The following is a 15,332-nucleotide window of genomic DNA, read 5'->3' as shown; positions in this document are numbered from 1 at the left end:
TATTTTATTCGATTTTCATTTATTTTTTTCTATTTCCTTTATATAATATACACTAATGGAAAAATACCTTGTAAAGGAAGTGTCTTATGTTATTTTGGAAGATGCAAGGTGCAGGCAATGATTTCATATTGTTTAATAATTTGGATGGAAGATATGTGGACTATTCACAGCTTGCAAAAAAATTATGTGACAGACATTTTGGAATAGGCGCAGATGGTATGATGGCTTGCGAAAAATCTACAAGCTGTGACATAAAAATGGTCTACTATAATCAAGATGGTAGTAAAGCAGATATGTGTGGCAATGGAATAAGGTGTTTTTCTAAATTTATTTATGAAAATAAAATTGTTGATAAGACTTCTTTTTTAGTAGAAGCAGCGGCTAGGAATTATGATATTAGCTTGATTACTCAAAATGACGAAGTTAAGCTAGTTAAGGTAGAGATGGGATTACCTACCCTAGAACCTAAACTAATTCCAGCTCTAACAGATTATACTGAGTTCATAAATGAAGAAATTGTGATTGAGGATAGAAAATTTCTTGCAAGCGCTGTTTTAATTGGGGTTCCGCATTTAGTAATTTTTGAAGATGATATATCACTACAAGAATTAGATTATTACGGCTCCAGACTTGAACAAAATACAAAACTATTTCCTAAGAAAATAAATGTTAATTTTGTAAAGATAATAGATAAATCAACTATTGGTGTAAAAACTTATGAAAGAGGTTGTGGCTACACCTTAGCTTGTGGAACAGGGATGACATCGAGTGCATATATAGCAAATAAACTAGGCCTTGTAAATGACAAAGTAAAAGTTAGTTCTCCTGGGGGCGAGGTTGAAATAGAAATCCTAAAAGAAAAGCTTTATATGACTGGACCAGCTCAGAAAATATGTGATGGAAGGGTGGATGACGATTGGCTATTAGCATGACTGGATTTGGAAGAGGAGAATGTAAGACGGAAAAGTTTCAATTTACAGTGGAGGTAAAGTCCATAAATCACAGGTATCTTGATATAAATGTTAAGATGCCAAGAAAGATTATGCTTTTAGAAGAATGGGTCAGACAGCAAATAAAAAAGTATGTGCAAAGAGGTAGGGTAGAAGTTTTTATCAGAATGGAAAACATAGGTATCTCAGATGCAAAACTTTCAGTTGACACTGAGCTTGCGAAAGGATATTATGAATCTCTAGTTTTAATTAAAGACACCTTAAATACAAGAGATGATATTACAACTTCAGTTATAGGAAGATTCCCTGATGTCATAGTAAGCAGTGAAAACGAACTAGACCAAGAGGAGATTTTATCTGTTTTAGAATCAGCTTTAGTAGCTGCTCTTACAGAGCTTAAGAAGATGAGAGAAACAGAAGGCCTCCTGCTTCAAAAGGATACTCTTGAGCGTTGCGACGTTTTGGAAAGGGATATATTATCCGTAGAGGCATTGGCAGCTGATGTAGAAGCTGAATATAGAAATAAAATAAAACAAAAATTAGATGAATTTTTGAAGGTTTATGGATTTGAATCAGACCCTCAAAGAGTACTTCAAGAAGCTGCATTGTATGCCGATAGAAGTAGTATTACAGAAGAAATTGTAAGATTTAAAACTCATATCTCTCAGCTTAGAGACACAGTGATTAGTAATGATGGACTTGGGAGAAAGATGGACTTCTTGCTTCAAGAAATGAATAGAGAAATCAATACCATTGGTTCAAAATCTTCTAACATAGATGTTACTTCTTATGTGGTGGATTTGAAAAGTCAGCTAGAAAAAGTTAGAGAACAGATACAAAACATAGAGTAGGAGTTGCCAATCATATGAAGTTGATTAATATCGGTTTTGGTAATGTTGTTTCTGCTGCTAAAGTAGTAGCTATAGTAAGTCCAGAATCTGCACCTATTAAAAGGGTTATTCAAGATGCTAAAGATAAGGGCAGAGTCATTGATGCTACTTATGGAAGAAGAACGAGAGCAGTTATTATTACAGATAGTGATCATATAATTTTATGTCCAGTTCAGCCAGAAACTATGGCACATCGCTGTAATATAAAAGATGAGGGTCATCACGAAGAGTAAAAATAGGAGATTAATATGAAGAAAAAAGGTTTATTAGTAGTAGTTTCTGGCCCATCGGGAGCTGGAAAAGGTACTATATGCAAAAACTTCATGGAGCTAAATAAACAAATGCTCCTTTCGATTTCATCTACAACTAGAAATCCAAGAGAAAATGAAATAGATGGAGTAAATTATAATTTTATAACAAAGCAGGATTTTGAGGATTTGATAGGAACAGATTCCCTTTTGGAATATGTTCATGTATTTGGAAACTATTACGGAACACCTAAAAAATGGGTGCTTGAATGCATAGAAAAAGGAAAAGATGTGCTTCTTGAAATAGAAATAGTAGGGGCCATGAAAGTGAAAGAAAAGTATCCAGATGCTATTTTGGTTTTTGTTCTGCCTCCATCACTTAAGGAGCTAAAAAATAGAATTGTAACTAGAGGGACAGAAACTATTGAACAAATAGAAAACAGAATGGCAAGAGCAATGCAAGAAATAAAAACAATAGAAAAATACGACTACTTTATTTTTAACGACAATTTGACTAGAGCAGTAGATGATCTTGAAGCTATAATAAGCGCAGAAAAAAACAAAGTGAACCGATACAGCCAGGAAATTGTCAAAATTTATGAGGAGGAATTATAATATGCTTTATCCATCTATTAATGATTTATTAAATAAGGCTGATAGCAGATATTGCCTTGTAAACGAGGTATCAAAGCGTGCAAGACAGCTAGTTGAAGGAAGCGACAAAATGGTAGAGACTGTAGAGGAAAAGCCTGTATCAGTAGCTACATTTGAAGTTTTCGAAGAAAAAGTAACTTACAAGACTACATATTTTGAAGATTTTATGTTAAACGAGATGGAGGAAGCTTCTAAGGATAATAATGAGGTGAAATAAATGTCTAAAACAGTAGTTTTAGGAGTAAGTGGAGGAATTGCTGCATACAAGGCTTGTGATGTTGTATCTAGACTCAGAAAAGAAAATGTACAGGTTAATGTGATTATGACAAAACATGCTACTGAATTTGTATCAGCACTTACATTTCAGAGCATAAGCCAAAATCCAGTTGCAGTTGAGATGTTTGAACCAGTTACAAATTGGGATATTGAACACATATCTTTGGCAAAAAAAGCTGATATTTTTTTAATTGCGCCAGCTACTGCAAATGTAATTGGAAAAATAGCAAATGGAATTGCTGACGACATGCTTTCAACTACAGTCATGGCTACTAAAGCTCCTGTAGTAATAGCACCCGCTATGAATACGAATATGTATGAAAATCCTGTCACTCAGGCAAATATTCAAAAGCTTAAGGATTTGGGATATATTTTTATTGAACCAGGATACGGAAGACTAGCCTGTGGAGATTTAGGACCAGGAAAGCTAGCTGAACCTGATTTAATAGTTGAAAATATAAAATTTTTACTTAACAAGACTGATGAGTTAAAAGGGAAAAATGTTCTAGTAACAGCTGGCCCGACTCAAGAAGCTATAGATCCAGTAAGATATATAACCAACAAATCGACTGGTAAGATGGGTTATGCTCTTGCATATCAAGCAGCGCTTATGGGCGCAAAGGTAACTCTTGTTACTGGTCCTACAAATCTTGAGATACCTTTTGGAATTTCTGAGGTTATTAAAGTTAAAAGTGCTCAGCAGATGTATGAGGCAGTGACTTCTAGCTTTGATGAAATGGATATTGTTATTAAGTCTGCTGCGGTTGCCGATTATAAGCCTAAAAATATTTCAGATTCAAAAATTAAAAAATCTGATTCAGATTTAGTATTGGAGCTAGACAGAAATAAGGATATTTTATTTGAGCTTGGGAAACTAAAAACAAAACAAGTTTTAGTGGGCTTTGCTGCTGAAACAGATGATCTAATCGCTAATGCGCAAAAAAAATTAGCGAAGAAAAATCTAGATTTTATAGTTGCAAATGATTTAAAACAAGAGGGAGCTGGTTTTGCAGGAGATACCAATATTGTAAAGCTGCTGTTTGCAGATGGAAATATTCAAGAGCTACCGATTATGACAAAAAATCAGTTATCAAAAGAAATTTATGATAAAATCATATATATAATGCACAATAAATAAGCACAATGTGCTTATTTTTGTTTTACTTTGAATATAACGAAGTAATAAATCAAGTCTAAGTCAGGTGGCTATGTATGGTTGAAAAATATTGTAAGGTAATATTAATTCAAAAATCTAGATATATAGATAAAAAATTTACATATAAAACTTATCTCGATGTTTGCTTAGGTCAAATAGTATATGTTCCGTTTGGAAGAGGGAATAAGCAATTGGAGGCTATAATTGTCGAAATTCAAGAAAAATTGCCTTGCGATGAGGATAAGCTAAAAGAGATAGTTTCTCTAGGAGAAAAAACAAATCTAGACTATGACAAGATTGCTCTTGCATTTTGGATTAGAGATTATTATATGTGTAGTTATTTAGATGCACTAAGCTTACTTTATCCGTCTCAAATTAGAAAAGGAAGTGCTAAGTTTGAGGATTTTGTTGTCCTAAAGGACAAGCTTGCTTTGGAGCTTGAGTATTTAGACTTAAAAACAAATGCTCATGTAAAAAAATACTTATATAAATTGATACTGGATAATGTTGAGTTATCAAGGGATAGATTAAATGAAGAATTTAAGGGTAAAAATATTTCTGCATATATAAATAATCTTAAAGAAAAAGAAATAATTGAGATTAAAAGCAGTAGAATTTTTAGAGACTCAAGCAATGACAATATAAATAATACAACCTATATAAAGCATGCTTTGAATGAAGAGCAAAATAATACATTTGAAGAAATAAGTGATGAGCTGAGCACTAAAAACAGACCTGTTTTATTAAAAGGAATAACTGGATCTGGAAAGACAGAAATATATATGGAGCTCATAGACAAAATGATAGAAGAAGGTAAAGGCTCTATAGTATTAGTCCCTGAAATTTCACTTACTCCTCAAACCATTGCTAGATTTACAGCAAGATTCAAAGCAAAGGTAGCTGTCCTTCACAGTCACCTTAGTGTAGGGCAAAGATATGACGAATGGTCAAAGATAGAAAATATAGACGCTCCAGTAGTTATAGGAGCTCGCTCTGCTTTATTTGCTCCAGTTAGAAATCTAGGACTGATAGTCATAGATGAGTGCCATGAGGATGCATATAGGTCTGAGCTTAACCCAAAATATGATAGCGTAGAAGTAGCATGTAAATTAAATGAACTTCAAGCTGTGTCAGTAATCTTGGGCTCAGCAACCCCAAAAATAGAGCAATATTACAAAGCAAAAAATGAGGAATATAAGCTAGTTGAGCTGAATAAAAGAGCAAATAACAAGCCTCTTCCTTCGATTGAGATAATAGATATGAAAGAAGATGCGAAACTAGGAAATTTGTCTTTTTTGAGCTTTAGCCTGCAAACTAAAATAAGTTTGGCTATGAAAAAAAAGGAGCAGGTAATTCTGTTTTTAAACAGAAGAGGATATGCGAATTTTTTAAGCTGTGATAGCTGTGGACATGTACCAAAATGCAAAAACTGCGATATTTCTCTTACTTATCATAAGAAAAACCAAACCTTGAGATGTCATTATTGTAGTTTTGAAATTCCATTTCATAAATCATGTGAAAGCTGCAATGAAGGTACAATGAAAGATATTGGAATAGGAACTGAAAGAATTGAAGCTGAGGTAAGGGAGCTTTTTCCAGAGGCTAAGGTGTTTAGAATGGACAAAGACACTGTAAGCAGAAAAAACAGTCATAGCGAAATACTTTCAGCTTTTAAGCATACTAAAGGAGCGATACTTATTGGAACCCAAATGATAGGTAAAGGCTTGGATTTTCCAATGGTGAGCTTAGTAGGGGTTATAAATGCTGACCAAGGTTTAAATGCTCCAGATTTTAGAAGCTATGAGAGAATGTTTAGCCTTATTGAGCAGGTCGGCGGGAGAGCAGGCAGAGGGGATATAGATGGAAAGGTTTTAATTCAGACATTTTCTCCTGATAATTATGTTCTTAAATACATTTTAAATCATGATTTTGAAGGGTTTTATAATGAAGAAATAAAATTAAGAGAAAACTTCAGTTATCTTCCATACAGTAATATAATCAGAGTACTTGTAAGCAGTGTAAATGAGCAAAATGCAGCTAATAGCAGTATGCAAATTAAGGATGCAATTATTTTTTATTTAAAGAAAAAGTCTGTTCATAATGTCAATATTATGGGACCTTTTCCTTGTCTTGTAAATAAAATAGAAAATAAATACAGATGGCAGATTTTAATAAAAGATAGTGAAGTTGAAATTCATTTAATTAAGAGTATAATAAACTATATACTTACAGAAAAAAGAAGTGTAGTTCTTCTAGACAATGTAAATGCTTCAGTTGATATAAATCCTATCAATATGGTATAAATTCTATAGATAGGGTATAAACTATAGTTAAGAATACTTTGTAATCGAGGAATTGCTTATAAAACTATAATATTTTGTTATATTTATAGCAAGTTGGATAAACTATTTAAAAATTATGGAGGTAAGAAATGGCAATTAGAATTATTAGAACTGATGGAGACGAGGTACTAAGAAAAAAATCTCGCGCTGTTGACAAAATCAATGATAAGATTTTAGAGTTAGTGGAAGACATGATAGATACTATGTATGAAGCTGATGGTGTAGGACTTGCAGCTCCACAGGTTGGAGTGCTTAAAAGAGTAGTGGTTATAGATGTAGGAGATGGTCCTATAGTGATGATAAATCCAGAAATTCTAGAGTCTAGCGGAGAACAAACTGATGATGAAGGTTGTCTTAGCCTACCAGGAAAATTTGGCTGTGTTACTCGTCCGTATTATGTAAAAGCCAAAGCTTATGATACTGATATGAATGAATTTGTGGTTGAAGCTGAGGAGCTTTTCGCAAGAGCTATTTGTCATGAAATTGATCACCTAGACGGAATTTTGTTTAAGGACAAGGTAGAAGGAAGTTTAAACGAAAGTGAGTAGATGCAGATGAAAGCTATATTTATGGGAACACCTGAATTTGCTATTCCATCCTTTGAAGCACTATATGAAAGCGATTTTGAAATAGCTTTAGTAGTTACTCAGCCAGATAGACCAAAAGGTAGAGGTAAAAAGCTTTCATCTCCACCAGTAAAATTAGTTGCTCTAGAGCATGATATAGAAGTGTTTCAGCCAGAGCGAATTAAAGACAGTGAAGCTATTGAAAAGATAAAGCAAGTAAAACCTGACCTCATAATTGTTGTTGCTTTTGGTCAGATTCTTCCCAAAGAAATTTTAGAGCTTCCTAAATATGGGTGTATAAATGTACATGCTTCTCTTCTTCCTAAGTATAGAGGGGCAGCTCCGATTAATTTTGCTATAATTAATGGAGAGAAAAAAACAGGTGTTACTACAATGTATATGGAAGAAGGCCTAGATACGGGAGATATGCTTTTAAAAAATGAGGTTGAAATTACACCTGAGGATACAGCCTCTACACTTCATGATAAGCTTGCAATTGCTGGAAAGAAAACTTTAGCAGATACTTTAAAAGCTATAATAAATACAGAACTGGTTCCTGAAAAACAGGATGATTCTATTTCAAACTATGCACCTATAATGACAAAAGAGCTAGGGAAAATAAATTGGAATAGGTCAGCAGAATCCATATCTAATTTAGTTAGAGGAACTGATCCTTGGCCATCAGCCTACACTCTTTATGATAGTGCAGTGTTTAAACTCTTTGCTCCAGTTGTTTTAGATAAGCAATCTAAAGAAAAACCGGGAACTATAATAGCTGTGTCAAGCGAAGGCATTGATATAGCATCTGCTGATTATATTGTAAGGATAAAAGAAATACAAATTAGCGGCAAAAAAAGAATGCCAGTAGGTGAATTTCTAAAAGGGAATGTATTAGAAATAGGAAAGGTACTTGGCTATGAGTAAGTTTTTGAAAAAAGCTTATCCTCTTTTAGAAGGAACTGTTGACTTGCTTGGTATAGATAAAAATCACCTAAGAAAAAAAATGATAGATATGAGCAATAAAAAAACAAGAAGTAAGCAATTTCATTTAAAGCCAAATGAAATTCTAGTACTATTACCTCATTGCCTTCAGCTTCAAAGCTGTGACATAAGAATCACAACAAATATATACAACTGCAAAAGATGTAAAAAATGTGATATAGCTGAGATTGTAGCTGTTTGTGAAAAATACGGGGTAAGTGTTGTAGTAGCTACAGGTGGAACCCTTGCAAGGCGAGCAATAGTGGATATAAGACCAAAGGGAATAATAGCTGTAGCCTGTGAAAGAGATTTGACTAGTGGAATAGTCGACGTCGGAGAAATGGATGTAATAGGCATTTTGAATGATAGACCAAACGGCCCTTGTATAGATACTAAGGTAGATATAAAAAAACTTGAAGAAGCAATATTGTTTTATTTAGGAGGAGATTAGGATGTATTATCCTTATTTTGACAGCACTATGATTGTACTGATTCCAGCTATAATATTAGCTATGTATGCACAAAGCAAAGTTAAATCAACATACGAAAAATATGTTAGGATAGCAAGTCAAAAAGGCTACACTGGAGCAGAAGCGGCTAGAGCCATTTTAGATAGAAACGGTCTTACTGATGTAAGAATTGAGCATATAAGAGGAACCTTATCAGATCACTATGATCCAAGAACTAGGGTATTAAGACTTTCTGATATGGTTTACAGAGGAAATTCTATTTCTTCATCTGCTATAGCAGCTCATGAGGTAGGTCATGCTATTCAGCATGCAAGAGATTATGCCCCACTTCGTTTTAGAAATGCAATTGTGCCTGTTGTAAACTTTGCATCTAATCTTTCTTGGCTATTTATTTTAGCAGGTTTATTCTTGTCATTTACTGGATTGATTGATATAGGGATTATACTGTTTACAGGTTCAGTAGTATTTCAAATTGTAACTTTGCCAGTTGAGTTTAATGCAAGTAGCAGAGCACTAGATGAATTAGAATCTGTAGGAGTACTAACTAGAGAAGAAATTCCTCATAGTAAAAAGGTTTTAGATGCAGCAGCTCTTACCTATGTGGCAGCTACAGCTACAGCAGTAGCCCAACTTGTTAGATTACTATTATTAAGAGAGCGTTCTAGGGACTAGCGTTTTGCTGGTCCTTTGTTTTGAATATGATAATATAATTATAAAATGAGTAACAGTATTCATAAAGGAGCAATTATGAGCAATAATGCCAGAAAAATAGCATATGATATAATATACGATGTGAAGTATAACAAAGCTTATTCTAATATTTCAATAAACAAAGCCTTTAATAAAAATACTATCGATAACAGAGAAAAGGGATTTGTTACTGAGCTTGTTTATGGAGCTTTGAGTAGATTAATTTATTTGGATTATCAGATTGAGCAGTTTCTTGATATGAGAGCAAGTAAGCTATCCAAACAAGCTAAAACAGTTTTAGAAATGGGCTTTTATCAGCTTGAATTTATGGACAGTGTTTCTGATTTTGCATCAGTAGATGAAAGTGTAAAGCTTATAAAAAAAGTGGATAATAGAAGTGCAGGGATTATCAATGCAGTAATGAGAAAGAGAGTAAAAGAAGGAAAGGCCGAATATACAGACAAGATTTCAGATAAAGCAAAATCTCTATCTATAGAATTTTCAATTTCGGAGTATATAGCTAGAAGATTTTTGAAAATCTACAAAGAAGAATTTACTAGGCAATTATTAAGTAGCATGCTAGAAAAACCAAGTTTGTTTATTAGGCTTAACAAACTAAGAAGCACAGAAGCTGAACTATTTGAAAATCTTGAACAGCAAGGTATATATTCAAAGAAAAATGATATAATAGATAGCGCATATGAAATTAGTGGAATGAAAAATATTGGCTCAAATCCATTGTTTGTAAAGGGAGGCTTTGTTATTCAGGACTTATCTTCCATGCTTGCTGTAAAAGCTTTAAATCCTTTACCAGGAGATACTGTTTTAGATATCTGCAGTGCACCAGGAGGAAAGTCGTTCTATATTGCGGACCTAATGGAAAATAAAGGTCAGCTTGACTCTATGGATATATCTGAGCATAAAATTCAAATGCTTAAAAAAAGAGCAGTTGAGCTTGGGGTTGACATTATAAATGCTAGAGTTATGGACGCTACTGTTTTTAATGAAGAGATGACTAATAGATATGATAAAATTTTAGTAGATGCACCATGCTCAGGCTTTGGTATAATAAGAAGAAAACCAGAAATCAGATATAAGTCTTATGAAGATGTAAACCAGCTACCAGAAATTCAATATCAGATTTTATCAAATGCTTCAAAATATCTTAAGGATACAGGAAGCCTTGTTTACAGCACCTGTACGCTTGAGAAGAAAGAAAATATAGAAATAGTGGATAAATTTTTAGAAAATAATAAAGAGTTTTATTTAGAAGAAGAGCCAAAGGAGCTTTACCCACATATTCACAATACAGATGGATTTTTTATAGCAAAATTCAAAAAAGATATTAATAAATCAGTATAATATGTTTATATGTTAGTATATAATAATGGTAATTTGTTACAGAAAGGTAAATTATGAAATCAGATGCATTATCTCTAACCTTTAGTGAGTTAGAGGAAGAAATTGTTAAGCTTGGAGAACAGAAATTTAGAGCTAAGCAAATTTACCCGAAGCTAGTCCAAGGAATTTCATCTTTTGATGAAATAGGAAATATCTCAAAAGTACTCAAGGAAAAGTTAAAAGAGCGCTTATATATTTCTAAGGTGTCGGTATATAAGGTGCTTACTTCAGAACTTGATGGTACTAGAAAATATTTGCTCCAGTTAGATGATAAAAATATAATAGAAGCAGTGCTAATGAGATATAAGCATGGGCTTTCAATTTGCATATCCTCTCAAGTGGGATGTTTAATGGGATGCAGTTTTTGTGCATCAACTATAGATGGACTAGTTAGAAACCTTACTGCAGGAGAGATGATAGGCCAGATTCTTGCTGTTCAAAATGATGTAAAAGAACGTATATCTAATGTTGTAATGATGGGAAGTGGAGAACCACTTGATAATTTTGATAACCTAATTAAGTTTTTAGATATAGTACACCAAGAGGATTCTCTGAATATAGGCTATAGACATATAACTATATCTACTTGTGGAGTAGTGCCTAAGGTTAATGAACTTGCAAAATTAGGATATCCAATAAACTTAGCCATATCACTTCATGAGACCACTCATGAAAAAAGAAAAATCATTATGCCTGTAGAAAATGCCTATCCTATTGATTCGGTTATAAAGGCAGCAAAAGATTATGCAAATACTACAAAAAGGCGAGTTACCTTTGAATATGCACTTATAAAAGGTGTAAATGACTCAAACGAAGATGCAAACAGATTATCGAAGCTACTAAAAGGCATGCTGTGCCATGTAAATTTAATACCAGTAAATACAGTTGAAGAGCGTACATACAAAAGGCCAGACAAAGCTGCAATAAATGCTTTTCTTAGTGTTTTGAAAAGCAATCACATAGAAGCAACTGTCAGAAGAGAGATGGGAAAAGATATAAATGGAGCGTGTGGCCAGCTAAGACGAAGCATTGTTGATTAGAAAAGGGTGATAAACTTGGATTTTTCTTTTATAACTGACTGTGGAATGAAAAGACCTACTAACGAAGATTATTGTCATGCAGAAACTCTTATAATCCAAGGTGAGGAGACTGGTTTTTTTGCTGTGGCTGATGGAATGGGTGGCCATAACAAGGGGGAAGTAGCCAGTAAAATGGCTATTGATAAATTAAAAACCTACGTTTTTAGACATTTAGAAGATAATGCCGAGGGCGTAGGAGATTTAAAAATAATGCTATCAAGAGCTTTTTATGAAACAAACAAGCTCGTTTATGAAAAGGCCAATAAAGAAGATCAATTTGCTGGTATGGGAACTACCCTAATAGCAGCTATTATAAATTCAAATAACTTAATTGTAGCTAATGTTGGAGATAGTAGGGCTTATGTGTTTAGAGAGGATACCTTGCATCAGCTCACTGTTGACAATTCATATGTACAGGAATTGGTTAAGCAAGGAGTAATAAAGCCCGAAGATGCAAGAACTCATCCTCAAAAAAATGTAATCACTAGAGCTGTAGGAACCGACAAAAGTGTAAGAGTAGATTTTTATCATAAAGAGCTTCAGAAAAAAGATATAGTTATCCTATGCAGTGATGGACTAACCAATATGGTCGATGATTCTGAGATTCAAAATATTTTAAGAACCTGCATCAATCCACAAAATTGTTGTGACAGTCTTGTGGAATTAGCTAATAAAAAGGGTGGAAAAGATAATATAACAATAGTTTGTGTTATCCTATAATATCGTGAAAGATGGTGAAACAGTGAATAATAAAGTTTTAGGAAATAGATATCAGCTGATGGAAAAAATAGGAGAAGGCGGGATGGCAAATGTTTATACCGCTAGATGCCAGATACTAAATCGTATAGTTGCAGTAAAAATTTTAAAGGATGAGTTTTCAACTGACGAAGAATTTGTTAACAAATTCAAAAATGAAGCTCAGGCTGCAGCAAGCCTTAATCATCCTAATATTATAAATGTATATGATGTAGGTCAGGACAATGGCATATCTTACATAGTAATGGAGTATGTTGATGGAATAAATTTAAAAGAGCTCATTAAAAAAGAAGGAGCTTTAGATGAACAAAGAGCTATTAATATCGTAAAACAGATAGCCTTAGCTTTATCAGAAGCTCATAGTAAGAAAATTATCCACAGAGATATCAAGCCACACAATATTATGATAACTAAAGACAATATGGTTAAAGTAGGAGATTTTGGAATTGCAAAGGCTGTAAATAGCTCTACAATTACCAGTGTAGGGGCAGTTATGGGCTCAGTTCATTATTTTTCTCCGGAGCAGGCAAGAGGGGGATATATGGATGAGAGAAGTGATATATATTCACTTGGAATAGTCCTATATGAACTTCTTACAGGAAAGCTTCCATTTAGCGGAGAAACACCTGTAAATGTTGCTCTGAAGCATATCCACAGTAAGGTTGAGCTAGGTGAAGAAGATTTTGCAAACGTGTCACAGGATGCTCAGAATCTTATTTTGAAAATGACTCAACGTAATGTAGATAGAAGATACAAGAATGTAGAGCAACTAGTTGCAGATATTTCTAGTTTAGAGCAAAAGAAGCCTATAAATAATTTTATTGAAAGAGAAGAGGATTTTGAAACTAAGAGAATACTTTTTGGGCATCAAGAGCTGGACTTTTCAGATGATTATGAGGAAGATTATGATGACGAGGAAATTGACATGAAATCAAATAAAAAATCAAAAATAGCAGATAGAAAGCCAAAACGAAAGCATTCTAAGACTATGTCCATTTTTGCGATAATTGCAGCTTTGGTAGCTTCGCTTGTGTTTTTAGCAACTGTATTTATATTCTCAGGAGGAGAACTTCTACCTTCAAATGTCTTTGGTATTTTCTCATCCAATAAGATAGATACACCTTCACTTCTTGGAAAAACTCTAGAAGAAGCTGAGGAAGAAGCTACAAAGCTAGGTCTTAAAGTAGAAATGATATCTGAGGAACCAAATAGTAAATACGCAGAGGGAACTATTTCTAAACAAGAGCCAACTGTGGGAGTAAAAGTAAACGAAGGAGAGACCATAAAAGTTGTCATCTCTAAAGCATTAGCTGAAACTGTAAGTGTACCCAGTGTTGAAGGGATGAAGCTTACAGAGGCTCTAGAATTACTTGAGTCAAAAAATCTGCAGGAGGCTGTAGAGTATGAATTTACTGATCAGGAAGAAGATATTATTCTTTCGCAATCGCCAGCCGCTGGAGAAAACGTAGAGGAAAGAAGCATTATTAAGCTGAAAGTTAGCAGAGGACCAGAAGAAATACTTGAAATGGTTCCATCCCTTGTTGGCAAATCCTTAGAGGATGCAAAAGCCAATATAGGAAATTTTAAAGTGGGAGAACTAAGCTATAACGAAGATAAATCTAAAAAAGATGGAGTAGTATTATCGCAGATTCCAAAAGCAGATACTGAAGCAAAAAAAGGCAGTGAAATTAATCTAGTAATAAATAGACTAGAAAAAGAGGAGCAACCTCAAACAATTAAAACTAGCATGGCTATCATGCTTCCTGAAAAAGAAACAGTTGCACTTCAGATAAAGGATTTATCGACAGGAGCTGTAGTATATAACCAAACTATTAGACCAGCGGACTTAAATGGAATATTAATAGTGGATATAATAGGTAAAAATGGCGAAACAAAAGACTATGAAATATATATAGATGGTCAATATTATACAACCCAACAAGTAGCTTTTTAAAAAGTGAGGTAGATGTGGAGGATGGAAACAGGAAGAATTATAAAAGGTCTATCGAGTTTTTATTATGTTAAAAATTACGAAGATAATGAAGTATATGAATGCAGAGCGAGAGGTATATTTAGAAAAGATAGCATAAGCCCAGTCATAGGCGATGTGGTAGAAATGACGGTAGTGGACCCTGTGACAAAAAAAGGCATGATTGAAAGTGTAAAAGAGAGGTCGAGCTATTTGTTCAGACCTCCTATTGCCAATGTAACGAAGGCTCTATTGATTTTTGCTGTAAAAAGCCCTGAGCCAAATCTTTCACTAATAGACAGATTCATAGTTCTTGCAGAAAGAGAAAGACTTGATATTACTATTTGCTTTAATAAAGTAGATTTAGATACCGAAGGAAAATATGAAGATTATGTAAAAATCTATGAAAGAGCAGGTTACACGGTTATTGCTGCAAGTGTAAAGCATGATTTAGATTTTCAAAAGATAAAAGACGAGTTTAAAGATAATATAACGGTAATAGCTGGCCCTTCAGGTGTAGGAAAATCCAGTCTCTTAAATAAAATTGATCCAAAGCTAAACTTAAAAACATCTCAGATAAGTGAGAAGCTCCAAAGGGGTAGACATACGACAAGGTATGCTCAGCTTATTGAACTAGAAGAGAATGCACTAGTTGCTGACACTCCAGGATTTAGCTCATTGAACTTGGACTTGATTGACGAGGTTGAGCTAAAAGAATATTTTGTAGAATTTCATGAATATGACCATGAGTGTAAATTTGGATTTAAATGTATACATGAAAACGAGCCAGGATGCAAGGTAAAACAAGCTGTTTTAGATAAAGAAATACCAAATCAGCGATATGAAAGCTACTTGCAGTTATTAAAGGAAATTAGAAGTGATAAAAAACGGAGGTATTAAATAC

Annotated in this window: 16 protein-coding genes; all 16 read left to right on the top strand. The window is 33.7% G+C overall.

The window, feature by feature from the left end:
• Window positions 1-86 precede the first annotated feature (86 nt).
• The 16 genes from dapF to rsgA all read left to right on the top strand — a co-directional run bounded on the left by dapF (window position 87) and on the right by rsgA (window position 15,328).
• Window positions 87-932: a diaminopimelate epimerase gene (gene dapF / locus CLOST_RS09415; RefSeq protein ID WP_013362075.1), complete on the top strand. Its 846-nt coding sequence runs from the start codon at window positions 87-89 to the stop codon at window positions 930-932.
• The gene (locus CLOST_RS09410) at window positions 917-1,801 is read left to right on the top strand and encodes a YicC/YloC family endoribonuclease (protein WP_041487179.1); all 885 of its coding nucleotides are present in this window, start codon (window positions 917-919) and stop codon (window positions 1,799-1,801) included. The genes dapF and CLOST_RS09410 overlap by 16 nt, the downstream gene beginning before the upstream one ends.
• 14 nt (window positions 1,802-1,815) lie before the next feature.
• Window positions 1,816-2,073 carry an extracellular matrix/biofilm regulator RemA gene (gene remA / locus CLOST_RS09405; RefSeq protein WP_013362073.1) on the top strand — a complete coding sequence of 86 codons (258 nt, stop codon included), beginning with the start codon at window positions 1,816-1,818 and terminating at the stop codon, window positions 2,071-2,073.
• Window positions 2,074-2,088: 15 nt separating this feature from the next.
• Window positions 2,089-2,703 carry a guanylate kinase gene (gene gmk / locus CLOST_RS09400; RefSeq protein WP_013362072.1) on the top strand — a complete coding sequence of 205 codons (615 nt, stop codon included), beginning with the start codon at window positions 2,089-2,091 and terminating at the stop codon, window positions 2,701-2,703.
• A 1-nt stretch (window position 2,704) separates the two neighbouring features.
• Window positions 2,705-2,959: a DNA-directed RNA polymerase subunit omega gene (gene rpoZ / locus CLOST_RS13920; RefSeq protein ID WP_013362071.1), complete on the top strand. Its 255-nt coding sequence runs from the start codon at window positions 2,705-2,707 to the stop codon at window positions 2,957-2,959.
• Window positions 2,960-4,156, top strand: a complete 1,197-nt coding sequence (gene coaBC / locus CLOST_RS09390; protein ID WP_013362070.1) for a bifunctional phosphopantothenoylcysteine decarboxylase/phosphopantothenate--cysteine ligase CoaBC — start codon at window positions 2,960-2,962, stop codon at window positions 4,154-4,156.
• Between the two features lie 74 nt (window positions 4,157-4,230).
• Window positions 4,231-6,477 (top strand): replication restart helicase PriA, encoded by a 2,247-nt coding sequence (gene priA / locus CLOST_RS09385; protein WP_013362069.1) that lies wholly within the window; start codon window positions 4,231-4,233, stop codon window positions 6,475-6,477.
• 128 nt (window positions 6,478-6,605) lie between these two features.
• Window positions 6,606-7,064 carry a peptide deformylase gene (def, locus tag CLOST_RS09380; RefSeq protein ID WP_013362068.1) on the top strand — a complete coding sequence of 153 codons (459 nt, stop codon included), beginning with the start codon at window positions 6,606-6,608 and terminating at the stop codon, window positions 7,062-7,064.
• Between the two features lie 6 nt (window positions 7,065-7,070).
• Entirely contained in the window at window positions 7,071-8,006 is a 936-nt protein-coding gene (gene fmt, locus CLOST_RS09375) for a methionyl-tRNA formyltransferase (protein ID WP_041487469.1), read from the top strand.
• The gene (locus tag CLOST_RS09370) at window positions 7,999-8,514 is read left to right on the top strand and encodes a DUF116 domain-containing protein (RefSeq protein ID WP_013362066.1); all 516 of its coding nucleotides are present in this window, start codon (window positions 7,999-8,001) and stop codon (window positions 8,512-8,514) included. The genes fmt and CLOST_RS09370 overlap by 8 nt, the downstream gene beginning before the upstream one ends.
• Window position 8,515: 1 nt before the next feature.
• Window positions 8,516-9,205, top strand: a complete 690-nt coding sequence (locus CLOST_RS09365; protein WP_013362065.1) for a zinc metallopeptidase — start codon at window positions 8,516-8,518, stop codon at window positions 9,203-9,205.
• A 75-nt stretch (window positions 9,206-9,280) separates the two neighbouring features.
• Window positions 9,281-10,585 (top strand): 16S rRNA (cytosine(967)-C(5))-methyltransferase RsmB, encoded by a 1,305-nt coding sequence (rsmB, locus tag CLOST_RS09360; RefSeq protein ID WP_041487178.1) that lies wholly within the window; start codon window positions 9,281-9,283, stop codon window positions 10,583-10,585.
• A gap of 53 nt (window positions 10,586-10,638) precedes the next feature.
• A complete protein-coding gene (gene rlmN / locus CLOST_RS09355; RefSeq protein WP_013362063.1) occupies window positions 10,639-11,664 on the top strand; it encodes a dual-specificity RNA methyltransferase RlmN in 1,026 nt (341 codons plus the stop codon).
• Window positions 11,665-11,679: 15 nt separating this feature from the next.
• Window positions 11,680-12,423 carry a Stp1/IreP family PP2C-type Ser/Thr phosphatase gene (locus CLOST_RS09350; RefSeq protein ID WP_041487177.1) on the top strand — a complete coding sequence of 248 codons (744 nt, stop codon included), beginning with the start codon at window positions 11,680-11,682 and terminating at the stop codon, window positions 12,421-12,423.
• 22 nt (window positions 12,424-12,445) lie between these two features.
• Window positions 12,446-14,413 carry a Stk1 family PASTA domain-containing Ser/Thr kinase gene (gene pknB / locus CLOST_RS09345; RefSeq protein ID WP_041487467.1) on the top strand — a complete coding sequence of 656 codons (1,968 nt, stop codon included), beginning with the start codon at window positions 12,446-12,448 and terminating at the stop codon, window positions 14,411-14,413.
• A gap of 21 nt (window positions 14,414-14,434) precedes the next feature.
• A complete protein-coding gene (gene rsgA, locus CLOST_RS13915; RefSeq protein WP_013362060.1) occupies window positions 14,435-15,328 on the top strand; it encodes a ribosome small subunit-dependent GTPase A in 894 nt (297 codons plus the stop codon).
• Window positions 15,329-15,332: the final 4 nt, after the last annotated feature.

It is taken from the genome of Acetoanaerobium sticklandii (assembly GCF_000196455.1).
GTDB lineage: Bacteria > Bacillota > Clostridia > Peptostreptococcales > Filifactoraceae > Acetoanaerobium > Acetoanaerobium sticklandii.
The sequence above is the reverse complement of the archived record's forward strand: the minus strand, read 5'-3'. Positions and strand labels throughout refer to the sequence as shown.